Annotated in this window: 19 protein-coding genes and 1 pseudogene; 12 read left to right on the top strand and 8 right to left on the bottom strand. The window is 72.6% G+C overall.

Annotated elements, in window-relative coordinates; genetic code table 11:
- The first annotated feature begins 25 nt into the window (after positions 1–25).
- The 6 genes and pseudogenes from MOPEL_RS11715 to MOPEL_RS11695 all read left to right on the top strand — a co-directional run bounded on the left by MOPEL_RS11715 (position 26) and on the right by MOPEL_RS11695 (position 5,389).
- Positions 26–2,251, top strand: a complete 2,226-nt coding sequence (locus MOPEL_RS11715; RefSeq protein WP_009483126.1) for an NADP-dependent isocitrate dehydrogenase — start codon at positions 26–28, stop codon at positions 2,249–2,251.
- A 281-nt stretch (positions 2,252–2,532) separates the two neighbouring features.
- Complete coding sequence (locus MOPEL_RS11710) at positions 2,533–3,033, top strand: hypothetical protein (RefSeq protein ID WP_009483125.1); 501 nt, start codon at positions 2,533–2,535, stop codon at positions 3,031–3,033.
- Positions 2,942–3,166: pseudogene (locus tag MOPEL_RS19015) on the top strand (hypothetical protein); the annotation flags it as partial. The gene MOPEL_RS11710 and the pseudogene MOPEL_RS19015, both read left to right, overlap by 92 nt.
- A gap of 72 nt (positions 3,167–3,238) precedes the next feature.
- Positions 3,239–3,760 carry a hypothetical protein gene (locus tag MOPEL_RS18550; protein ID WP_009483124.1) on the top strand — a complete coding sequence of 174 codons (522 nt, stop codon included), beginning with the start codon at positions 3,239–3,241 and terminating at the stop codon, positions 3,758–3,760.
- 26 nt (positions 3,761–3,786) lie between these two features.
- Positions 3,787–4,812, top strand: coding sequence for a tryptophan--tRNA ligase (trpS, locus tag MOPEL_RS11700; RefSeq protein WP_009483123.1), 1,026 nt, complete (start codon positions 3,787–3,789; stop codon positions 4,810–4,812).
- A gap of 10 nt (positions 4,813–4,822) precedes the next feature.
- Positions 4,823–5,389: a 2'-5' RNA ligase family protein gene (locus tag MOPEL_RS11695; protein WP_009483122.1), complete on the top strand. Its 567-nt coding sequence runs from the start codon at positions 4,823–4,825 to the stop codon at positions 5,387–5,389.
- 60 nt (positions 5,390–5,449) lie between these two features.
- Here the strand turns inward: MOPEL_RS11695 and MOPEL_RS11690 are convergent, their stop codons facing one another.
- Together MOPEL_RS11690 and MOPEL_RS11685 are read right to left on the bottom strand one after the other, a co-directional pair.
- Positions 5,450–6,688: a D-alanyl-D-alanine carboxypeptidase family protein gene (locus MOPEL_RS11690; protein WP_009483121.1), complete on the bottom strand. Its 1,239-nt coding sequence runs from the start codon at positions 6,686–6,688 to the stop codon at positions 5,450–5,452.
- Positions 6,689–6,804: 116 nt separating this feature from the next.
- On the bottom strand, positions 6,805–7,932 hold the full coding sequence (locus MOPEL_RS11685; protein WP_009483120.1) for a glycosyltransferase family 4 protein: 1,128 nt from the start codon (positions 7,930–7,932) through the stop codon (positions 6,805–6,807).
- 238 nt (positions 7,933–8,170) lie between these two features.
- Here MOPEL_RS11685 and MOPEL_RS11680 point away from each other — a divergent pair, with 238 nt between their 5' ends.
- From MOPEL_RS11680 to MOPEL_RS11670, 3 genes are all read left to right on the top strand, one after another.
- On the top strand, positions 8,171–9,313 hold the full coding sequence (locus tag MOPEL_RS11680; protein WP_009483119.1) for a mannose-1-phosphate guanylyltransferase: 1,143 nt from the start codon (positions 8,171–8,173) through the stop codon (positions 9,311–9,313).
- 80 nt (positions 9,314–9,393) lie between these two features.
- Complete coding sequence (locus tag MOPEL_RS11675) at positions 9,394–10,983, top strand: acyl-CoA mutase large subunit family protein (RefSeq protein WP_009483118.1); 1,590 nt, start codon at positions 9,394–9,396, stop codon at positions 10,981–10,983.
- Between the two features lie 235 nt (positions 10,984–11,218).
- Positions 11,219–12,421, top strand: a complete 1,203-nt coding sequence (locus MOPEL_RS11670; protein WP_009483117.1) for an amidohydrolase — start codon at positions 11,219–11,221, stop codon at positions 12,419–12,421.
- Positions 12,422–12,470: 49 nt separating this feature from the next.
- On the opposite strand, the gene MOPEL_RS11665 is transcribed toward MOPEL_RS11670, so the two are convergent.
- Entirely contained in the window at positions 12,471–13,274 is an 804-nt protein-coding gene (locus MOPEL_RS11665) for an RDD family protein (RefSeq protein ID WP_169316315.1), read from the bottom strand.
- A 68-nt stretch (positions 13,275–13,342) separates the two neighbouring features.
- Here MOPEL_RS11665 and MOPEL_RS11660 point away from each other — a divergent pair, with 68 nt between their 5' ends.
- Positions 13,343–14,377: a stage II sporulation protein M gene (locus MOPEL_RS11660; protein WP_009483115.1), complete on the top strand. Its 1,035-nt coding sequence runs from the start codon at positions 13,343–13,345 to the stop codon at positions 14,375–14,377.
- 172 nt (positions 14,378–14,549) lie between these two features.
- Here MOPEL_RS11660 and MOPEL_RS11655 read toward each other — a convergent pair whose 3' ends face one another.
- The 5 genes from MOPEL_RS11655 to MOPEL_RS11635 form a co-directional block, all read right to left on the bottom strand.
- Positions 14,550–15,878, bottom strand: coding sequence for a DUF58 domain-containing protein (locus MOPEL_RS11655; RefSeq protein ID WP_009483114.1), 1,329 nt, complete (start codon positions 15,876–15,878; stop codon positions 14,550–14,552).
- Entirely contained in the window at positions 15,878–16,918 is a 1,041-nt protein-coding gene (locus MOPEL_RS11650; RefSeq protein WP_009483113.1) for an AAA family ATPase, read from the bottom strand. Before MOPEL_RS11650 ends, MOPEL_RS11655 begins: the two co-directional genes overlap by 1 nt.
- Positions 16,915–18,039 carry a DUF4350 domain-containing protein gene (locus MOPEL_RS11645; RefSeq protein ID WP_141631324.1) on the bottom strand — a complete coding sequence of 375 codons (1,125 nt, stop codon included), beginning with the start codon at positions 18,037–18,039 and terminating at the stop codon, positions 16,915–16,917. The genes MOPEL_RS11650 and MOPEL_RS11645 overlap by 4 nt, the downstream gene beginning before the upstream one ends.
- Positions 18,040–18,218: 179 nt before the next feature.
- On the bottom strand, positions 18,219–18,977 hold the full coding sequence (locus MOPEL_RS16100; protein ID WP_009483111.1) for a DUF4129 domain-containing protein: 759 nt from the start codon (positions 18,975–18,977) through the stop codon (positions 18,219–18,221).
- A 49-nt stretch (positions 18,978–19,026) separates the two neighbouring features.
- Entirely contained in the window at positions 19,027–20,298 is a 1,272-nt protein-coding gene (locus tag MOPEL_RS11635; RefSeq protein ID WP_009483110.1) for a DUF7847 domain-containing protein, read from the bottom strand.
- Positions 20,299–20,386: 88 nt separating this feature from the next.
- On the opposite strand from MOPEL_RS11635, the gene MOPEL_RS11630 reads away from it, so the two are divergent.
- Both MOPEL_RS11630 and MOPEL_RS11625 read left to right on the top strand, forming a co-directional pair.
- Positions 20,387–21,820, top strand: a complete 1,434-nt coding sequence (locus MOPEL_RS11630; RefSeq protein WP_009483109.1) for an NAD(P)H-quinone dehydrogenase — start codon at positions 20,387–20,389, stop codon at positions 21,818–21,820.
- Between the two features lie 5 nt (positions 21,821–21,825).
- Positions 21,826–22,152 (top strand): antitoxin, encoded by a 327-nt coding sequence (locus tag MOPEL_RS11625; RefSeq protein WP_009483108.1) that lies wholly within the window; start codon positions 21,826–21,828, stop codon positions 22,150–22,152.
- The last annotated feature ends 24 nt before the right edge of the window (positions 22,153–22,176 follow it).

Below are 22,176 nucleotides of genomic sequence, written 5' to 3'. Positions count from 1 at the left end.
CCGCTCGACGAAGGAGCTGCCAGCCGTGGCACAGCAGAAGATCATCTGGACCCGGATCGACGAGGCTCCCGCGCTCGCCTCGTACTCGTTCCTGCCGATCGTGGAGGCCTTCACCCGCGGCACGGGCATCGACGTGGAGACGAGCGACATCTCTCTCGCGGGACGCATCCTCGCGCAGTTCCCCGACCGCCTCGGTGACGACCAGCGCATCCCCGACAAGCTCGCCGAGCTCGGTGAGCTCACCCAGCACGCCGACGCTGCGATCATCAAGCTGCCGAACATCAGCGCCTCGGTGCCGCAGCTCAAGGCCGCGATCAAGGAGCTGCAGGAGAAGGGGTACGACATCCCCGACTACCCCGAGAAGCCGGCGAATCCCGAGGAGGAGGAGATCCAGGCACGCTACGCCAGGGTCCTCGGCTCGGCCGTCAACCCGGTGCTCCGCGAAGGCAACTCCGACCGCCGTGCGCCGCTCTCGGTCAAGGCGTTCGCGAAGAAGAACCCGCACCGCCTCGGCGAGTGGACCTCCGACAACAAGGCCCGCGTGGCGAGCATGGAGGGTGGCGACTTCTACGGCAACGAGAAGTCCGTCGTCGCCCGCGCCGACTCGACCCTGACGATCACGTTCCGCGGCGAGGACGGCTCCGAGAAGGTCCTCAAGGACGGTCTCGGAGTCCTCGAGGGCGAGATCGTCGACGGCACCGTCATGGACGTCTCGGCCCTGCAGAGCTTCTACCGCGACCAGATCGAGGCCGCGAAGTCCGAGGACCTCCTCCTGTCGTTGCACCTCAAGGCGACGATGATGAAGGTCTCCGACCCGGTCATGTTCGGCCACGGGGTCAAGGTCTTCTTCTCGGACGTCTTCGACGAGTTCGGTGACGACCTCGAGGCCGTGGGCGTCAACCCCAACCTCGGCCTGGGCGACCTCTACTCCAAGATCGAGAAGCTCGACGCCGACAAGAAGGCCCGCATCGAGGACGCGATCACCAAGCAGTACGAGTCGCGTCCGCGCCTCGCGATGGTCGACTCCGACAAGGGCATCACCAACCTCCACGCGCCGAACGACGTCATCATCGACGCCTCGATGCCCGTCGTCATCCGTGACTCCGGCCAGATGTGGAACGCGGACGGCAACCTCCAGCAGACCCTCGCGATGGTGCCCGACCGTAGCTACGGCCCGATGTACGAGGCCGTCTTCGAGGATTGCAAGAAGAACGGCGCGCTCGACCCGGCGACGATGGGTTCGGTGCCCAACGTCGGCCTCATGGCGCAGAAGGCCGAGGAGTACGGCAGCCACCCGACGACGTTCGTCATGGACGCCGACGGCACCGTCACGGTCACCGATCAGGACGGCGCGAAGCTCTACGACCACGAGGTCCACCAGGGCGACATCTGGCGCATGAGCCGCGTGCGCGACATCCCGGTGCGCAACTGGGTGGAGCTCGCCGTCACGCGTGCGAAGGCGACGGGTGCGCCGGCGGTGTTCTTCCTCGACGAGCTGCGCGCCCACGACGCCAACGTCATCGAGAAGGTCAAGGCGTACCTGCCGGAGGCCGGTGGCGACGAGATCGAGTACGTCATCAAGTCGCCCGTCGACGCGATCACGTACTGCCTCGAGCGGTGCCGCCGCGGCGAGGACTCGATCTCCGTCACGGGCAACGTGCTCCGCGACTACCTCACCGACCTGTTCCCCATCCTCGAGCTGGGCACGAGCGCCAAGATGCTCTCGGTCGTCCCGCTGCTCAACGGTGGCGGCCTCTTCGAGACGGGTGCGGGCGGCTCGGCCCCCAAGCACGTGCAGCAGTTCCTCAAGGAGAACTACTTGCGCTGGGACTCCCTCGGTGAGTTCTCCGCCCTCGGTGCGTGCTTCGAGCACATCGCCCAGACCACGGACAACGCGAAGGCCAAGGTCCTCGGCGAGACGCTCGACTCGGCCATCGGCCGGTTCCTCGACGACAACAAGTCGCCGGCCCGCAAACTCGGCCAGATCGACAACCGCGGCAGCCACTACTACCTCGCGCTCTACTGGGCGCAGGCGCTCGCCGCGCAGGACGACGACGCCGACCTCAAGAAGCGTTTCGAGCCGGTGGCGGCCCAGCTTACGGAGAACGAGCAGAAGATCAACGACGAGCTCATCGCCGCGCAGGGCAAGCCGGTGGACCTCGACGGTTACTACCGTCCCGACGAGGAGAAGGCGGCCGCGGCGATGCGTCCGAGCGCCACGCTCAACGGCATCATCGACGCCATGCGCTGATCCCTCCTGCGCGGTCCTTCGCGGCCCGTCCTGCTCCACGCCCGGCCCGTCGGTCTCGTACCGGCGGGCCGGGTTTCGTCGTCGACGAGGTGAATCGCTTACGGCAGGTGGGGTTTCGGCCGATAGGGAGGGGCCCGTCGTCGTTGCGGGCGACGTGACGTCGCCCCGTGTCCTCCCCGTGGAGTGCCGTGTCCCGCCCCTCCCTCCCCGTGCGTGGTTCGACCCGCGCCGTCCGGAGGGGGCACCGCGGCCCGTCGGCGGGTGACCGGATGAGGTCGGTGATGTCGGCCGTGTCGGTGGTGATGCTCGCCGCCGCGACGATCGTCCTCGGGGCCGGGCAGGCGTCGACGCCGGGCCTCGGTGCCGCCGCGGTGTTCGGCCCGGCCGCCCCCGTGCGGGGGGCCGCCGCGAGCACGTCGCCGCCCGGCGAGTCCCGCGCGGGTGTTCCCCGGCCCGTCGCCGTCGTGCGGATGACCCCGCCGGGATCGTCACCCGACCCGTCGATGACGGAGGACGCCGTCCGGGCTGCCGTCGACGGGGCCTCCCGGTTCTGGGCGGAGGACACGCAAGGGCACATCGCGTTCCGGCTCGTCTCGGTGTCGTCGTGGACGGACACGCGGCGCACGTGCCGCGACGTCGCCGGGCTGTGGCGGGAGGCCCGCCGGGTCGCCCCCGACGTGTCCGGCGGCCATCTCGTCGTCGTCCTCCCCCGGTGCGGTCGCCACGGAGGACCCCGGATGCCCCTACGGGTTCGGATCGCTCGACGCGGCCGACGCGGGTGATGCGGTCGACGCGGGTGATGCGGTCGACGCGGGCGACACGCAGGGGGCGGGAGGGCCCGGTGGGGCCGTCGTCCTCACGGCGCTCACGCCGCATCTCCTCGCCCACGAGCTCGGGCACAACCTGGGTCTCGGGCACGCAGGCGCCCTCGACTGCGGTTCCCGCTCCGAGGGGGAGTGGACGGGGCGCACCTGGCGCGGCTGCCGCGTGGACGAGTACGACGACCTCTTCGAGGTGATGGGCTACTCCGGTGAGGGGTTCGGCGGCGGCCAGCTCGGCGCTGCGGGTCTCGTGCGGGTGGGGGCGGAGCCCGGTGCGATCCGGACGGTGTCGGCGACGGGGGCGTCCCGCGCGACGGCGGTGAGGGTACGTCTCGTGCCGATGTCGGCGCGGGGGACCGGCGTCCGCGTCCTGCGCGTCCTCGTGCCGGACGAGCCGGCGTACCTCGTCGAGTACCGCACTCCGGCGGGGCGGGACGCGCGGATCGTCGCCGGATCGTGGCGTCCCTCTCCCGGTGTCCGCGTCCTCCGCGAGACGGCGGACGGTGCGAGTGTCGAACTCGACGCGACCCCGGGCGGGCGTCGTTACGACCGGAGCCTCCCGCCGGGCGTGACGTTCGTCTCCCACTCCGGGGCAGTCCGGATCACCGTCGCCGCCCAGGATGCCGGGGGCGCCGACCTCGTCCTCGACGCCTCGGAGGAGGACGATCCACCGGCCACGCACCGGTGACGTCGTGCACACCCACGGCTGACACAATGGCAGGCATGACCAGCACTCCCACGACGGCGCGTCCGCGCCTCTTCTCCGGCATGCAGCCCACCCAGGACTCGCTCCACATCGGCAACTACCTGGGAGCGTTGGTCAACTGGGTGCAGATGCAGGAGTCGTTCAACGCGATCTACAGCGTCGTCGACCTGCACGCCCTCACCGTCGACGTCGATCCTGACGTCTTGCGGCAGCGCACCCGCGCGACGGCCGCGCAGTACCTCGCCGCCGGCGTCGACCCCGCGAAGTCCGCCGTCTTCGTCCAGAGCCACGTGCCCGAGCATGCCGAGCTCACGTGGATCCTCTCCTGCCTCACGGGATTCGGTGAGGCGAGCCGCATGACGCAGTTCAAGGACAAGTCGGCCAAGCGCGGCTCCGAGGGCACGAACGTCGGCCTGTTCACGTACCCGATCCTCATGGCGGCCGACATCCTCCTCTACGACGCGGCCAAGGTGCCGGTCGGCGAGGACCAGCGTCAGCACCTCGAGCTCTCCCGCAACCTCGCACAGCGGTTCAACGGCCGGTACGGCGAGACGTTCGTCGTCCCCGAGCCGCACATCCTCGAGGCCACGGCGAAGATCCAGGACCTGCAGAACCCGACGGCGAAGATGAGCAAGACGTCCCCGACGGGCACGATCGACCTCCTCGCCGACCCCAAGGTCACGGCCAAGCGGGTCCGTTCCGCGGTCACCGACACGGGCCGCGAGATCCGCTTCGACGAGGCCGAGAAGCCGGGCGTCTCCAACCTCCTGTCGATCTACAGTGCCCTCGACGGACGCTCGATCGAGCAGCTCGAGTCCGACTACGACGGCAAGGGCTACGGCGACCTCAAGAAGGACCTCGCCGAGGTCGTCGTCGGTGTCGTCGGCCCGATCCGCGAGCGGGCCACGGAGCTCCTCTCGGATCCGGCCGAGCTCGACCGGATCCTCGCCGAGGGCGCCGAGCGGGTGCGTCCGATCGCCGCAGCCACGCTGGCCCGCGTGTACGACCGGGTCGGTCTGCTGGCGCGCCGCTGAGGTCGGCGAGATGAGTCGGGGGGAGACGGCGCCGGACGGTGAGGATCTGCCCGGCAGCGGTCCGCGTGTCGAGATCGGGGTGCTCGTGCCCGTGCCAGAGCCGCTCTCTGGCCGGGTCCGTGCGCTGCGCACCGCGATCGGCGACCCGCGTGGCGGGCCGATCCCGCCGCACGTCACGGTCGTCCCGCCCACGGAGATCGATGCGGCGGCTCTGCCGGCGATCGTCGAACACCTGTCGACGGTTGCCGCGCTCGGGCGTCCGTTCGAGGTGCATCTGCAGGGCACACGCACGTTCCAGCCGGTCACCGACGTCGTGTACCTCGCCGTCGTCGGCGGTGCGGAGGAGCTCGACGACGTGCAGGATGCGGTGCGCCGCGGTCCTCTCGCCGTCGACCTGCGCTACCCCTACCACCCTCACGTGACCCTCGCTCATGACGTGCCGCAGGCAGGTCTCGACCGGGCGCGCTCGGAGATGGCCGACGTGGATGAACGGTTCACCGTCGGCGGATTCGTGCTCTACGCCCACCCCGTCGAGGCGCCGTGGGAGATCGTCGGGACCTTCGCCCTCGGCAGCTGACGCCACGACGCACGACCGCCGACCCGGTGAGCGTCGCCGGGATGTCGGGGGACGGGCTGCTCAGCCGCGCCGACCGCGGCGTCGCATCCGCCGCACGCGCAGGGAGGCGAGCGCCCCGCCGATGACGAGGGCGGCGGCGCCCGCGCCGAGGAGCGCGAGTCGGCCTCGCCCGCTCCCCGGGGAGAGGTCCATCGCGCCCACCGTGCTGGCCGGAGCCTCGGGTCCCTTGGTGGCGGCGCTCTCGACGGGTGAGGAAGGCGCCGTGCGGAAGGCGTCGAAGGAGGCCGCGTCGACGAGCTGACCGACGGGTCGGGCCTTGCGGCCGTTCGCGAACGCCCAGTCCAGCACGGCTGCGGTGTCGCGCCAGTCGACGCCGGTGCCCGCGAGGTAGGTGACGACGTAGGCCTGGTCGCCGCGCCGGGCTGCGCCGATGTACGTCTGTCCCGCAGCCTTGGTGAAACCGTTCTTGACGCCGATCATCCCGTCGTAGTTCCACAGGAGCCGGTTGTGGCTCCCGATCTGGAACGTCGCGCGCTTGCTGCCCTTGCCCTTGGTGCGCGCGCCGGGGAACGTCGCGGTCTTGGTCGTGAGGTAGGGCGCGACGATCGGGTCGTTCACGGCGGCCCGGCCGAGGAGCGCGAGGTCGTAGGCGGAGGTGAGCTGCCCGGTGGCGTCGAGCCCGCTGGGATTCTTGGCGTAGGTGTCGAGTGCGCCCAGCGCGTGGGCCCGTTCCGTCATCTCCCGGGCGGTCGTGGGGACTCCGCCGTTGGCGCGGGCGAGTGCCTCCGCCGCGTCGTTGCCGGAGGTGAGGAGCAGCCCCTCGAGGAGCTGCTTCACCGTGTATTCCTCACCGGGGAGGATGCCGACCTTGGTGCCGTCCTTCGCCGTGTCCTCCGGTGTGCCGAGGACGATCTGCGTCGGCGCGAGCTTGGGAGCGACGGTGAGGGCGGTGAGCGTCTTGAGGGTGGACGCCGGCCGTGACTGCACGTGGGCGTTCTTCGCGAGGACGACCCGACTGTCGTCGAGGTCGGCGACGAGATAGGCACCCGCCTGCAGCTCCGGCGGCTTCGCCACCCCCGCGGGGAGGCTGTGGAGCACGCCCGGGCGAAGGAGCCCGGCGCCACCGATCGTCGATGTCGGCGACGGGGTGGGTGGGGTGGCGGTGGGCGTCGTGGCGGGCGTCGTGGCGCTCGTCGCGGGGGGAGTGGGGGTCGGCGTGGGGACGGCCTCGGCGGCCGTCGCCTGGGTGCAGACGGCGGCGAGGACGAGCGTCGTGCAGGCGACGCGGCGTGGTTCCACTGGCTCTCCCCGATGACGACGACGTGTGCCCCGTTCCGAGAGTAACGCATTCGTGCAGGTCACCGGCTCAGGGAGAAATACGACGGGCCCTCGGGGAGAGACCGGGGTGAGTGAGCTCAGGCGACGGGCACGCGTGCGAGGGCGGCGTAGTGCCCGATGAGGTCGTCCACGAGCCGCAGCCAGGAGCGTCCGGCGACGTGCGTGAGGGCGGCCTCGCCCATGACGGCGCGGCGTTGCCACGCGTCGTCGGCGACGGTGAGCGTCTCGACGTGACGGCGGAGGTCGTCGGCGTCGTCGGGGTCGAAGAGGAGGCCGGTGCGGCCGTGGTCGACGAGGTCGACGGGCCCGCCCCGTCGAGGGGCGACGACCGGCAGGCCCGTCGCCGCGGCCTCCTGGAGCGTCTGCCCGAAGGTCTCGTGCGTGCCGGTGTGGACGAACACGTCGCACGCGGCGTAGGCCCGCGCGAGGTCGTCGCCCTCGCGGCGACCGAGGAAGGTCGCCCCGGGTAGGAGGGCCTGGAGCGACGGTCGCGACGGCCCGTCCCCCGTGATCGCGACCTTGACGCCGGGCAGATCGAGGAGGGCGCGCAGCCGTTCGACCTCCTTCTCGGGCGCGAGGCGACCGACGTAGCCGACGACGGTCTCGCCACGCGGGGCGAGCGATCGGCGGAGGGCCCGGCACCCCGCGTCGTCACGCCACCCGGGGTGGAAGAGTGCCGTGTCGACCCCGCGTCCCCACAGGCCGGTGTCGCCGATGCCGTTGCGGTGCAGGTCGTCGAGGGCGGCGGAGGAGGGCGCGAGGGTGAGGTCGGCGAGGGAGTGGACCCAGCGGAGGTAGCGCCACGTGGCGCGGGCGGCGGGGCGTCCTGCGGCGCCGCCGTGCTGGAGAACGTACGAGGCCATGTCGGTCTGGTAGAGCGCGACGGCGGGGATGTCGAGGGCCCGCGCAGCGAGCAACCCCCGAGCCCCGAGGAAGAAGGGGGAGGCCACGTGGACGACGTCGGGGGCGAAGTCGGCGAGGGTGGCCTCGATCTCCCGCGTCGGGAGGCCGACCTGGAACTGACGCACCGGGACGCTCGCCACCCCGTGCACGGGGAACCCGTGGTACTCCCGTGGGGCCGGTGAGGGGGCGACGACGACGGCCTCGTGGCCACGGCGACGCAGGCAGTCGAGCACCCGGCAGACGCTCGTCGTCACGCCGTTGAGCGAGGGCAGGAAGGACTCCGTCACGATGGCGATGCGCACGTCGTCAGCGTCGTCCGCGGCGGTGTCGGGACGACGACCCCGACACGTGGCCGCGGTGACGGGCGGACGACCTGTTCGGGACCTCCGACACCCGGGGCTCGCCCCTCGTCCGTCCGCGGTTCACCCAGGGTGGATCCCGGTGCGGCGGTGACGTCCTCACCTGTTCCGCACTGGCGCACCGGGCCGTGGTATCTCGGGTGAGTCGAGCGACCGTCCAACTGTCGTCTACCGTGACGGCATGACCAACACCCAGGACGATTTCTGGTGCGTCATTCCCGCAGGGGGAGCGGGGACGCGCCTGTGGCCGCTGTCGCGGTCGGGCGCACCCAAGTTCTTGCACGACCTGATGGGGACGGGCCGCACTCTCATCCAATCGACGGTCGACCGGCTCGAGCCGCTCGCCGGTGACCACCTCCTCGTCGTCACCGGCCGTCGGCACGTCGAGGCCGTCGCCGAGCAGGTGCCGCAGGTGGCGCGTGGGCGCCTCCTCGCCGAGCCGTCGCCGCGTGACTCGATGGCGGCGATCGGCTGGGCCGCGGCCGTCGTCGAACAGCAGGATCCCGACGCGATCATCGGGTCGTTCGCTGCCGACCACGTCATCGGCGAGGAGGCACGGTTCCGCGAGCTCGTCGAGCAGGCGGTCGCCGTGGCCCGCGAGGGTTACGTCGTCACGCTCGGCATCGAACCCACTTATCCCGCCACGGGATTCGGCTACATCCGCGAGGGCGATGCCCTGGGCGTCGAGGGGGCGCCCGACGCCCACGCCGTCGTCGAGTTCGTCGAGAAGCCCGACCTCCCCACTGCCGAGAAGTACCTGGCCACGGGCGAGTACCGCTGGAACGCCGGGATGTTCGTCGTCAAGGCGAAGGTGCTGCTCGACCTCCTCGCCACCTGGCACCCGGAGCTCACGGCCGGTCTGCGTCGCATCGCCGCCGACCCCTCCCGCCTCGACGAGGAATGGGACTCCCTCGAGCGCATCGCCATCGACCACGCCGTCGCCGAGCCCGCCGCCGCGGCCGGACGGGTCGCCGTCGTCCGGTGCGACGTGCCGTGGGACGACATCGGCGACTTCCACTCCCTCGCCGGGCTGCTCGCGACCGCTTCCGCCGTCGACGACGCGCGCGCGGACGGCGGCTCGACGAGCGACGCCGGTACGGGCGACACCGCGCTGCACACGGTGGGCACCGCCGACGTCGTCTCCGTCGACTCCACGGGCATCGTCGCGTCCCGCACGGGCCGTCTCGTCTCCGTCATCGGCATGGACGACGTCGTCGTCGTCGACACCCCCGACGCCCTCCTCGTCACCACGAGGGGCAGAGCACAGCACGTCAAGGGCGTCGTCGACACCCTCAAGGCGTCCGGCCGCACCGACCTCACGTGAGCCTCGGGTGTGCGGGGACCTAGGTCCTCGCACCCCCTTCACCTCCCGCCCGGTGCCCTTTCGCGTCTACCCTGGGATGCATGGGTGAATCCACGGCACGTACTGAGTCCGACCTGGAGATGCGTTCGGTCTACTCCGCCGCCGACCTGCAGGGCTTCGATGCCCAGGCGCGGCTCGGGGAGCCCGGCAGCTATCCGTACACGCGCGGCGTCTACCCCACCATGTACACCGGACGTCCGTGGACGATGCGGCAGTACGCGGGGTTCGGCACTGCCACGGAGTCGAACGAGCGCTACAAGCAGCTCGTCGCCGCCGGCACCGGCGGTCTGTCCGTCGCCTTCGACCTTCCGACGCAGATGGGTTACGACTCGGACGCCCCCCTCGCCTCCGGTGAGGTCGGCAAGGTCGGTGTGGCCATCGACTCGGTCGACGACATGAGGGTCCTCTTCGACGGCCTCCCGCTCGGCGACATCTCCACCTCGATGACGATCAACGCCCCGGCCTCGACGCTGCTGCTCATGTACCAGCTCGTCGCCGCCGAGCAGGGCGTCGACTCCAAGCAGCTCGCGGGCACGATCCAGAACGACGTGCTCAAGGAGTACATCGCCCGCGGCACCTACATCTACCCGCCGCAGGAGTCCCTGCGGCTCATCAGCGACATCTTCGCCTACTGCTCCAAGGAGATGCCGCGCTGGAACACGATCTCCATCTCCGGCTACCACATGGCCGAGGCCGGCGCGACGCCCGCGCAGGAGGTCGCCTTCACGCTGGCGAACGCCAAGGAGTACGTCAAGGCCGCGCATGCCGCCGGGCTCGACGTCGACACGTTCGCGCCGCGTCTGTCCTTCTTCTTCGTCGCCCGCACCACGCTGCTGGAGGAGGTCGCGAAGTTCCGTGCGGCACGCCGCATCTGGGCGCGCATCATGAAGGAGGAGTTCGGCGCGCAGAAGCCGAAGTCGCAGATGCTGCGCTTCCACACGCAGACGGCCGGTGTGCAGCTCACGGCGCAGCAGCCCGAGGTCAACCTCGTCCGCGTCTCCCTGCAGGGCCTCGCGGCCGTGCTCGGCGGCACGCAGTCGCTGCACACGAACTCCTTCGACGAGGCCATCGCGCTCCCGACCCAGAAGGCCGCCCGCCTCGCGCTGCGCACGCAGCAGGTCATCGCGTACGAGACCGACGTCTGCAAGACCGTCGACCCGTTCGCGGGCAGCTACGTCGTCGAGTCGCTCACGAACGACCTCGAGGACAAGATCATGGAGCTCATCCAGGCGGTCGACGACAAGGGTGGCGCCGCCGCGGCGATCGAGCAGGGCTTCCAGAAGCAGGAGATCGAGCGCTCCGCGTACGAGCAGCAGCTCAAGATCGACTCCGGCGAGCGCATCGTCGTCGGCCTGAACAAGTACCAGATCGAGGAGGACGAGAAGTATGTCCCCCTCAAGGTCGACCCGGCGATCGAGGCGGAGCAGCACGAGCGCCTCGAGAAGCTCCGTTCGACGCGTGACAACGCCAAGGTCGAGCAGGCCCTCGGCGAGGTCAAGCGTGCGGCGGAGGGCAAGGACAACCTCCTCTACCCGATGAAGGAGGCGCTCGCGGCCAACGCCACCGGTGGCGAGGTCAGCAACGCGCTGCGCGACGTGTGGGGCATGTACACCCCGGTCGACGCCTTCTGAGTAGAGCCGACGCCCGTTCGACGGGGCGGTGGCACCTCCGGGTGCCGCCGCCCCGTCGGCGTGCCCGGGGGACATGTGACGCGGTCGCGTGCGGTGGCCGGTGATGCCGCGGTTTCTCCACCGACACGACCCCGGGTGGGTACGACGCGGCCGTGACGTGGTGACCACCGCGTGAGGTTCGGCCGCACCGGCGGCCGCGCGGGCCTAGACTCGCGTGATTGTGGACCCTCGAACAGTGATCGACTCCCTCTCCGCCGCGGTGGCCGACCTCGAACCGGAGCTCGTCGAGTTCCGGCGTGACCTGCACCGCAACCCCGAGCCGTCGTGGCAGGAGGTGCGCACCACCCGCGTCGTCGCCGACCGGCTCACGGCGGCGGGGCTGCGCCTGGAGAAGATCGACCAGACGGGCGTCTACGCCGACCTCGGCGCGACCGACCCGATCGTGCGGGTGGGGTTGCGTGCCGACATGGACGCGCTGCCGCTCACGGAGCACACGGGTCTCGAGTTCGCCTCCCGCCGCAAGGGCACGGCACACGCCTGCGGGCACGACGTCCACACGACCGCGCTGCTCGGTGCGACGCTCGCGCTCGTCGCGCACGAGGATGCGCTCCGTGACGCGGGTATCGGCGTCCGGGTGATCTTCCAGCCGGCGGAGGAGTCGATGCCGGGCGGCGCGAAGGTCGTCCTCGACAAGGGTCTCGTCGACGCGCTCGAGATCGTCTTCGCCGTGCACTGCGACCCGCGTCGGGACGTCGGCGAGATCGGGCTACGGGTCGGGCCGATCACGGCCGCGGCGGACCAGGTGACCGTGCGCCTCTCCGGTCACGGCGGTCACACCTCGCGGCCGTTTCTCACCGAGGACCTCACGTTCGCCCTGGGCAAGGTCATGACGGACCTGCCGGGGGCGATGTCGCGGCGGATGGATCCCCGCACGGGGGCCCTGCTCGTGTGGGGCGGCGTCCATGCGGGCGGCGTCCCCAACGTCATCCCCGATTCCGGCGAGGTCACCGGCACCCTCCGCATGCTCGACGCGAGCGCCTGGCAGGGGGTCGGGCCGCTCCTCGAGCAGCTCGTCGATGCGGTCGTCGCGCCGTACGGCGTGGAGGCGGAGCTGCGTCACGTCCCCGGCGTGCCGCCCGTCGTCAACACGCAGTGGGGATTCGACGCGTTGTCGCTCGCGACGACGGGGTTCCTCGGGGCGTCGGCGGTGGGCCCGGCGGAACAGTCCCTCGGCGGTGAGGACTTCGCCTGGCTCGTGATGAACCGGGAGGGCGCCCTCGCACGTCTCGGCACTCGCACGCCCGGCGGGCCCACGCACGACCTGCACCGGGGTGATCTCGTCGTCGACGAGCGGGCGATCGGCATCGGCGCCCGGCTGTACGCGTCGGCGCCGTTCACCGCCCTGGCCACGCGCATGTCGACGGCTCCGTCCTTCTGAGAAGGGTGCGCGGCGGCGCGGTCGGCGGCGTCCGCGCGTCAACCGGGTGTCAGCGGGGGAAGAGGCGGTCGCGGCGTTGCTGCCGCCGGAGGAGCCGGGCGGTCTCCCGGCGGCGGCGTTCGGCCATGATCGCGTCGACGACGGCCGCGGGCGGGGTGTCCTCGGGCGGCGCCGGTCGGACGCAGGGCAGGAGCCGCCCGGCGAGGTCGTGAGCGGTGCGGTCGGCGGTCGTCGCGGAGAACTGGGCCCGCTGGACGAGGGACACCCGGACGAGCATCGCGAGGTCGTCGGGGACGTGGATGTCGGCCCGCGCAGCCCAGTCGGCGAGGGTGGGCGGCATCTCGGCCGCCGCGGGCAGGGCGAGACGCACCCGGTCGCGGGCGACGTACGTGCCCGCCGCCATGTCGCCGAGGCGACGGGTGGGGCGGGTGAGGAGCAGCGAGATCACCGCGGCCGAGCCCATGAGTCCCCACACCTCGACGACGCCGACGAGGTGACGGGTGAGTGTGCGGCGGAGGTCGACGGGAGCTCCGTCGTCACGGACGGTGCGGAGACCGGTGACGAGCTTTCCGGGGGTGCGGCCGCGGCCGAGCGTCTCGCCGACGACGGGCACCCCGAGCAGGACGAGGACGCCGAGGGCCGTGCCCCACGCGGCGGCGAGCGCGTCGTCGAGGTGGACGTCGAGCAGGCTGAGGATCCAGGACGTGAACCAGGCGAGGAGGAGCGCGACGACGAGCGTCACGGCCGCGTCGATCAACCCCGAGAGAAGCCGGATCGCGGGGCCGGCGACGGGCACGGCGACGACGACGCCCTCGCCTGTGATCATGTCGTCCCGGCGCGTCCCCGTTCTCATGACCCCAGCGTAGGGGGCCCGCCCGCGCATGAGGACCCACGCGGGTGGGCGGCCCTACAGTGAGGGGTATGGATGTCGATGCGTTCGCCGAGGTGCATCGCGCCACGTGGGACAGGCTCGAGGAGCTGTGCGACCGGTCGCCGACGACGACGGTAGAGGTCGACGAGTTCGTCGACCTCTACCAGCGCACGGCGACGCACCTGTCGGTTCTCCACTCGACGTCGCCGCCCGATCCGTACCTCGTCCCGTACCTCTCGTGGCTCGTCGCCCGCGCTCGTGCGCGGGCCTTCACCGGTGGGCGTCGCACTCCCGCACACGTGGCGCTCGCCCGGTTCTTCACGCGCAGCTTCCCCGCCTCCCTCTACCGCCTGCGGTGGTGGTGGCTCACGGTGATGGTCCTGTCGGTGCTCTACACCGCGGGCATGTGGTGGTGGTTCGCCGCGCACCCCGACGCCCTCGTCGCGGCCGGGGCCGAGGAGTCCGCGCGCCGCTACGTCGACCACTCGTTCGTCGAGTACTACAGCCGATACCACCCGGCGAGCTTCCTCCTCCAGGTGTTCACGAACAACGCGTGGCTGAGCGCCCAGCTCGTCGTGCTCGGCATCCTCGGCCTGCCGGTGGCGGCGGTGCTCCACGGCAACCTCGCCGGTCTCGCCGCTGCGGGTGCGCTCCACGGGCGGTACGGGCAGGTGGGGCAGTTCTTCGCCTACATCCTTCCGCACGGGTTCCTCGAACTCACGGGCCTCTTCGTCGCCGCGGCGGCGGGGCTGCGCCTGTTCTGGTCGTGGGTGGATCCGGGCCCGCGGTCGCGTCTCTCGTCGCTCGGGGCGGAGGGGCGTCGGGTCGTCGGGATCGCGATGGGGCTCGTCGCCCTCTTCGCGACCGCCGCGGTCGTCGAGGCGCTCGTCACGCCGTCGGGGTGGCCCACGCCGGTGCGCATCGGCATCGGACTCGTCGTCGAGGCCGCGTTCCTCGCCTACGTGTTCGTCGCCGGGCGGCGTGCGGCCGACCTGGGTGTCACGGGTGACGTCGAGGGAGCCGATGTCGTCGCCGAACGGCCCGTGGACGCGGCACCGCCCCGACGGCGGCGCGCTCGCGCCTGAGTGGTCGGATCGTCATGGCTCGCGAGCGGTCCGCCGTGGGACGCGCGTCGCGGGGTGCGGGGGCTCGTCGCTCCACCGTTCGAGGGTGGCGTCGCACCGGTGGATCGCCCGCGTCGTCGGTGCCGCCGCACGGAACCTCGCTCGTGTCGGCCGGGACCCTATGGGATGACGCTCAGAGCCGCCCGCGGGCCTTGAGGTCGAGGTAGGTGTGGGCGAGGTCCACGGGGAGGTCGGCCGGGGGACGGTCGAGGACGGTGACGTCGAGGCCGGTGAGCACGGCGGCGGTCCGTGCGCGCCGGGCGAGGGCGTGCTCGGCAGCGGCCGCGTCGTGGACGGCGTCGAGGTCGTCGTCGCGGGTGGCGCCGGCGGTGCGCGGATCGCCCGTCGCGAGGTGGTCGAGGCCGGGGTCGCGGACGGAGGCGAGGACGAGCGTGTGTCGGTCCCCGAGCGCCTCGAGGGCGGGCAGCAGGGTCTCCTCGACGACGACGGGTTCGAGGGGCGTGAGCAGCACGACGAGTGCGCCACGAGAGGCGAGGCGGAGTGTCGCCGCGGCGAGCATCGGCCAGTTCGCCTCGACAAGAGAGGGTTCCAGGGGTGCGAGGGCGTCGACGAGGCGGTGGAGACGGTCGTCCGGGCCCGAGGCGCCGCGTCCACCGGGGTCGAGACACCGGACGACGCGGTCGCCGGCGACGACGTCGACCCGGTCCCCGCCGCGCGTGGCGAGGGCGGTGAGGAGGAGGGCGGCGTCCATCGCCGCGTCGAGGCGGGGGACGTCACCGATGCGGGCGGCGCTCGTGCGGGAGGTGTCGACGACGAGGACGACGTGCCGGTCGCGTTCGGGCCGCCACGTGCGGACGACGGCGTGGTGACGTCGTGCGGTGGCGCGCCAGTCGATGCTGCGGACATCGTCGCCGCGGACGTAGTCGCGGAGGGAGTCGAACTCCGTGCCCTGGCCGGGGGTGCGGACAGTGGCGCGGCCGTCGAGGAGCTGGAGGTGGTGGAGCAGCCCGGGCAGGTGGCGCCGGGAGGGGAAGCGGGGGAGGACCGGCAGTGCGCCGGGCACGGGGACCGATCGTTGGCGCGCGGCGACGCCGAGGGGGCCGTGCAGGCGCACGGTGACCCGGTCGGCGGCGAGATGCCCGCGGCGGGTGGGATGGAGCGGGGTGAGGAGCGTCGTCTCCTCGCCGGGGGCGAGGTCGAGGTCGTGGACGATCCGGGCCCCGGCCGACGGCTGCCACGCGTCCCGGAGGACGCCGCGGGCGTGCCGCCTGCCCCCGTGGTGGACGACGAGGCTCGTCGCGGTGTCCTCGTCGAGGTGGACGGGGTCGAGCGGGACGCGGACGAGACGCAGGTCGGAGATCCGCGCGGCGAGCGCGACGTCGGCGGCCACGATGACGGCGACGAGGAGGAGCCACACGACCGCGGTGAGGAGTCGCGGTGCGAAGGGGACGGCGAGCAGCCCGAGGAGGGTGAGCACGACGGCCCGGCCGGTGAGCGACATCAGCGGGGGACGGCGACCGATCCCACGGCACCGGCGAGGGCGTCGCGGGCGGTGACCCCGTCGAGTTCGGCCTCGGTGCGGAGCACGAGGCGGTGCGCGAGGGTGGGTTGGGCGAGGGCCTGGACGTCGTCGGGGGTGACGAAGTCACGGCCGTCGAGCCAGGCCCAGGCGCGGCTCGTCGCGAGGAGGGCCGTGGCGCCGCGGGGGCTCACGCCGAGCGCGACCGAGGGAAGGGCGCGCGTGGCGCGGACGATGTCGACGATGTACCCGCCGACCTCCGCGGAGACGGACACGGCGGACACGGCCCGGGCCGCGGCGGCGACGTCGGCGGCGTCGGCGACGGGCCGGACACCTGCCGCGTCGAGGTCACCGGGATCGAAGCCGCGGGCGTGACGACGGAGCACCTCGATCTCGTCCTCGCGACCGGGCAGGTCGACGTGGAGCTTGAGGAGGAATCGGTCGAGCTGCGCCTCGGGCAGGGGGTAGGTGCCCTCGTACTCGACGGGGTTCTGCGTCGCGGCGACGAGGAACGGTGTGGGGAGGGAGCGGGCGTGCCCCTCCACGGTGACCTGACGCTCCGCCATCGCTTCGAGGAGGGCGGCCTGCGTCTTCGGCGGGGTGCGGTTGATCTCGTCGGCGAGGAGGAGGTTCGTGAACACCGGGCCCTCACGGAACGCGAACGCGTCGCGGTGCTGCTCGTAGACGAGCGAGCCGGTGATGTCGCCGGGCATGAGGTCGGGGGTGAACTGCACGCGGCGCGTGTCGAGGTCGAGCGCGGCGGCGAGGCTGCGGACGAGGAGCGTCTTGGCGACCCCCGGGACGCCTTCGAGGAGGACGTGCCCGCCGGTGAGGAGACCGATGAGCAGGCCGGTGACGACACCGTCCTGCCCGACGACGACCTTGGCGACCTCGCGGCGCACGTCGTCGAGGGCGGCCCGCGCGTCCACGGCAGGCGTGGTGTCTTCGTGGGTGCTCTCCGAGAGGGGCGAATCAAGAGGCGAGTCGGGGAGAGGGACGTCGGGGTTGGGGGTGTCGCTCATGCGCGGCGGACCTTCCTGCGGAGGCGGTGGAGGGCTCGGGTCGCCTCGGGGAGATCCCCGGCGGCGAGAGGGCGGGTGAGGAGGTCGAGGAGCGTGCGGGCGTCGTCGTCGCCGAGCCGGGCGGCGGCGGCCTCGACGATGCGGCCGTCGTCGGCGTCCGCGGGAAGGCGGAGGGTGTGGCGGAGATCGGCGCGAGCCGCGTCACGGAGGGAGTCACCGACGCCTCGGACGTCACCCGTACGACGGTAGAGGCGGGATCGGGCGAGGGTCGTCTCCTCGGCGGGGACGACGACAGGCAGCGGCTCGGTCGTGAGCCGCCCGAGTCGTCGACCGCGCACGAGGCAGAAGAGGACGACGGCGGTGGCGACGAGGAGGAGGACGGGATCCACCCACTCCGGCGCCGGGGGTGCTGAGGTCGACCCTGCCCGCGGGTCGTCCGGGTCGGGCTCGGGGAGGTACCAGAGCACGTCGCCGGTGCCACCGAGGGTGCGGAGGGCGAGGGCCGCGTGGGACGCCTCGGTGATCCCCACGTTCGTCATCGCCTGGGGCAGCCCGACGATGATCGTCCGGGGGCGGTCGCCGCGCGCGGGGACGTCGAGGAGGCCCGCCGGGGGGTGGCTCGGGTCGTCGTCCTCGTCGGTGTGGTCGGGGAAGCAGGTGGCGATGCCGGGGGAGGTCGCGCGGTAGGTGAGGCCACCGCCCCCGAGCGTGTCCGTCGTGGCCGCGAGGTCGGTCGCGCATTCGGAGATGAGGGGGCCGCGCCCGGCCCGCCCGACGGGGTGCGCGGGGATCCCGAGGGCGTCGAGCGCCTCGGCCCCGGGAGCGACGAGGACGAGGCGTCCGGGGCGCAGGCGCGCGACCCGGTCGAGTTCGGTCGAGGAGAGGAGCTGCGGCTGGGGGACGACGACCGTCGTCCCCGCACCGATCCGCGCGCTCGCGAGGTCCTCGGCGGAGCGGGCGACGTGGGTGGATACACCGCGGTCGGTGAGGACCTCGGTGACCGCTCGCGTTCCCCGCGGCCCCGTGGTCTCGGGGTCGAGGGGCAGCCGCACGGTCGACCGGGAGGCGAGGAGCAGGGACGCCGCGGCCACGGCCGCGATGGCGAGGAGGGTGACGAGCACGACCGCACGGGGCAGACGCCTCGCCGTACGCGACGCGTCGGTCCGGCCCCGCCCCGCGCGCGGGCGCCGGGTCGGGGCCTCCTCGCGTGCGGTGGCCGGAATGGTGGGCGCGGCGGGGGTCGAGCCGATCCGTGCATCCGATTCGCGCGGCAGGTTCCGGCGGCCGCCGGTGGGTGTCGTCATCGGGGCCCACCCCCGTCGGGACGAGTCGAGGAGGCCCCGCCGACGGAGTCCGTGCGTCCGGTCGACGAGCTGGCCGCGGCCGGGGCGTCGTCGAGCGTGTCGGCGGTGGCGAGGACGTCGCGGGCCGTGTCGGCGTCGGCCGTGGCGCCGCCGTACCGGACGGCGGCGAAGGTGCGATCGGCTCGTCGGACCGCGTCCGCCTGGGCGGGATGCGCGTGGGTGAGCGCCCGCCCGACCTCGTGGGCCGTGAGGTCGGGCGCGTCGCGGACCTCGTGGCGGACGACGGCGGCGGCGGTCATCGCCCGGAACGCGGCGACGACGGCGGCCTCGTGACGCCCCGCGGCGAGGTGGGCGCGTGCCTGTTCCCGGTGCTCGGCGGCCGTGAGCGGCGCGGTGTCGCCGAAGACCGACGCCGTCGCCGGTTCCGTCGGGCGCCGGCGACGACGCAGGAGGAGCGCGACGACACCGCCCACGAGGAGGAGACCGAGGAGGACGAGGGCGGGGGCGAGGACCGAGGCGAGGTCGGTGTCGCCCTGGGGGAGCGCGAGGCGTTCGCGGATCCACTGCTGGATCAGCCCCCACCAGCTGCGGACGTATCGGGGGTCGGTGAGCTCCTCCGAAAGAGCGCGACGGGCCTCCTCGGCACCCGGTGGTGCGGGCGTGGCAGCGACGGGACGGAAACCCGCAGCGTCCAGGAGGGCAGCGACGACCACCGCGCCGACCGAGGCCGTCACGGTGGTCGTCGTCGGAGTCATCGGTGGATCGCCACCCTGGGCGTGTGCGCCGCGCGCGAGGCCGTGGGCGTCACCGCGGAGGCGCGAGGCGGCCGGCGTCGCGTTCGGCCTCGGCGAGGAGGTCGACGGCGAGGGCCTCGGTGCGGAACCGGCGGTCCAGGTAGAGGAGGGCGACCATCGCCGAGGAGAACGGCTGGACGAGGCTCCCCGTGAGGACCGTCGCGGCGGCGAGGAGGACGAGGGCCAGGATCGTCGTCGCCGTCATCGTGCCGCCGCCCGCGACCGCCCCTCCTGCGGAGAGCAGGCCGATGCCGAGACCGAGGGGCAGCATGAGCGTGGCGACGACGACGGAGGTGAGGATGCCCGTGAGGGCGATGATCCCGAAGGTGCGCCACCAGGCGCCCCGGATGAGCGTCCTCGACCTGCGGAACGCGGCGACGGGGCCGGTGTGCTCGAGGACGATCGCGGAGGGCGCGAAGGTGAACATCACGCCGAGCCACGTGTAGAGCACGATGAGCACCGGGATCCCCACGGCGAGGGAGACACCGAACGCCCACCAGTTCTCCGTGACGGCGAGCGCGATCCACAGCGCGGCGAAGGGCACGACGAGGGCCAGGAAGAGCAGCCCCTCGAGGACGATGAATCCGATGAGGGGGAGGATGCGGCCCTTGACACGGGCCCAGGCCTCCCCGAACGAGAGACGGCGCCCGAGGGCCGTGTCGGCGACGACCGCGACGATGATGCCGCCGAGGATCGAACCGGCGAGACTCGAACCGGCGTTGAACGAGTTCGACGCCCCGTTGTCACCGGCCCCGAGCACGTCGGGCTGCGCGGTCGAGGCGAGGATGATGAGCGGCACCGCGATGGCGAGGCCGACGAGGGCGAAGGCGCCGAGGGTGAGGAACGAGAGTCCGAAGATCGTGCGCGGGTTGAACCGCAGCACGCCGAAGGCGATCTCGAACATCTCCCCGAACGACATGGGCCGCAGCGGGATCGGCCCGGGCCACAGCTCGGGCGTCCCGTCGGGGGCGACGCGGTGATAGACGCCGGGGACGTTCGCCGCGCCCTGCGCCCCCGATGACCCCAGGCGGTCCGCGGGCGGGGCGGTCGGCGGGACCGGGGCGGGCTGCGGCGTATCCGCCGGCGGGTACGGCGGCACCGCGCCCGGGGGGAGCGCGCTCGGCGGGACCGGGCTCGACGGGGCCGCCCCCGACGGTGCCTCACCGGGACGGGGGCCACCTGCGTTCGTGCCGGTGCCCGCACCCCCGCCGGTGCCGTGCGAGGAGCTGGAGCCGCCCCACCCGTCGTCGAATTCCCCTGTGGGATCGTCCCAGCGGCTCATCGGCCCCCTCCTCGATGTCGTGTACCCGGTCATCATCACCCACACCGACCCGAAGGTGGGTCGGTGTCCACTCTGAGAGGATGGGCCTGTGAATGAGCGACAGACGTCCGTAGTTGTGCTGGGCGGCGGGCCCGGCGGGTACGAAGCAGCCCTCGTGGCGGCGGCGATCGGAGGATCCGTCATCGTCGTCGATCGCGACGGGCTGGGGGGCGCGGCGGTCCTCACCGACTGCGTCCCGAGCAAGGCCCTCATCTCGACGGCCGCGTACGTGGGTCAGGTCGAGGAGGCGAGCAAGCGGGGTGTCCACCTCGAGGGGGGCGACGACGTCCACGCGCGGCTCGAGGCCGAGCTCACCGAGGTCAACTCCCGCATCCTCTCGCTCGCGCAGGCGCAGAGCCGCGACATCCGCAGCCGCCTCGAGCAGGTGGGCGTCACGGTCGTCGAGGGCACGGGTCGCCTCGTCGACTCCTCGACCGTCGAGGTCACGCCCGCCGAGGGCAGACCGACGACGCTGCACGCCGACATGGTCCTCCTCGCGACGGGGGCGACGCCGCGGGTGCTCGACTCGATGACGCCCGACGGCGAGCGCATCCTCACGTGGAAGCAGATCTGGAACCTCACGGAGGTGCCGGAGCGGCTCATCGTCGTGGGTTCCGGTGTCACCGGCGCCGAGCTCGCGCAGGCCTACCTGGGTCTCGGCAGCGAGGTCGTCCTCGTGTCCTCGCGCGACCGGGTCCTTCCCGGCGAGGACGCCGACGCCGCGGCTCTCATCGAGCGGGTGTTCCGATCGCAGGGCATGGAGGTCCTCAACCGGTCCCGTGCGGCGAGTGTGCGCCGTACCGACGACGGGGTCGTGTGCGTCCTCGAGGACGGCCGCGAGGTCACCGGCTCGCATGCGCTCATCGCCGTGGGGTCGATCCCGCAGACGGCCGACCTCGGTCTCGAGGAGGCCGGTGTCGAGACGAGCCCGAGCGGCCACATCGTCGTCGACCGCGTCTCCCGCACGTCGGCCCGCGGGGTCTACGCGGCGGGCGACTGCACCGGCGTCCTCCCGCTCGCGTCCGTCGCGGCGATGCAGGGACGCATCGCCGTCGCGCACGCCCTCGGTGACGCGGTGGCCCCGCTGCAGGTGCGCGGCATCAGCGCGAACATCTTCACCGAGCCCGAGATCGCGACCGTGGGAACGGGCCTCGCCTCGCCTGCGGCCAAGGAGATGGGCTCGCCCATCGAGGGCGAGGAGGGCATCCGTCAGATCCTCATGCCACTCGCCACGAACCCCCGCGCCAAGATGGACAACCTCCACGAGGGCTTCGTGAAGCTCTTCGCACGTACGGGCACGAACACCCTCGTCGGCGGTGTCGTCGTGGCGCCGCGGGCCTCGGAGCTCATCTTCCCCATCGCGCTCGCTGTCCAGCAGCGGCTCACCGTCGACCAGGTCGCCTCGACGATCACGGTGTACCCGTCGCTGTCGGGGTCGATCGCGGAGGCGGCACGTCGCCTCCACGTCACTCCCGAGGACTGACGGTCGTGGCCGACCTGCCCCGCCTGTTCCGGCGGGCACGTGACAAGGCGCGTGACCTCGCGCAGGACGCCCCGCCGCAGGCCCGCCGGGCGGCGGAGGAGACCCGTCGCACGGCCGGTGCGGTGAGCGAGGTCCTCGACGAACGCACCGGCGGTCGCTTCGGGGAGGTTCTCGAGCGTGGTGGGGAGGTCGCCGGACGCGTCGGGCGCACCCCTGCCGAGGTGCGGGACGCGTTCCGCGCCGGGGCCGCTCGGGAGGGCGAACGGTCCGAGAGCTATCGGCCCGACCCCATCGAGCCACCCGCCCCCATCGACAGGCCCGAACCGCTCTGACCTCGCCGCCGGCGCGGTGACGAT

Source organism: Mobilicoccus pelagius NBRC 104925, from assembly GCF_000247995.1.
Lineage (GTDB): Bacteria > Actinomycetota > Actinomycetes > Actinomycetales > Dermatophilaceae > Mobilicoccus > Mobilicoccus pelagius.
This window is presented reverse-complemented; position numbering and strand designations above follow the sequence as displayed.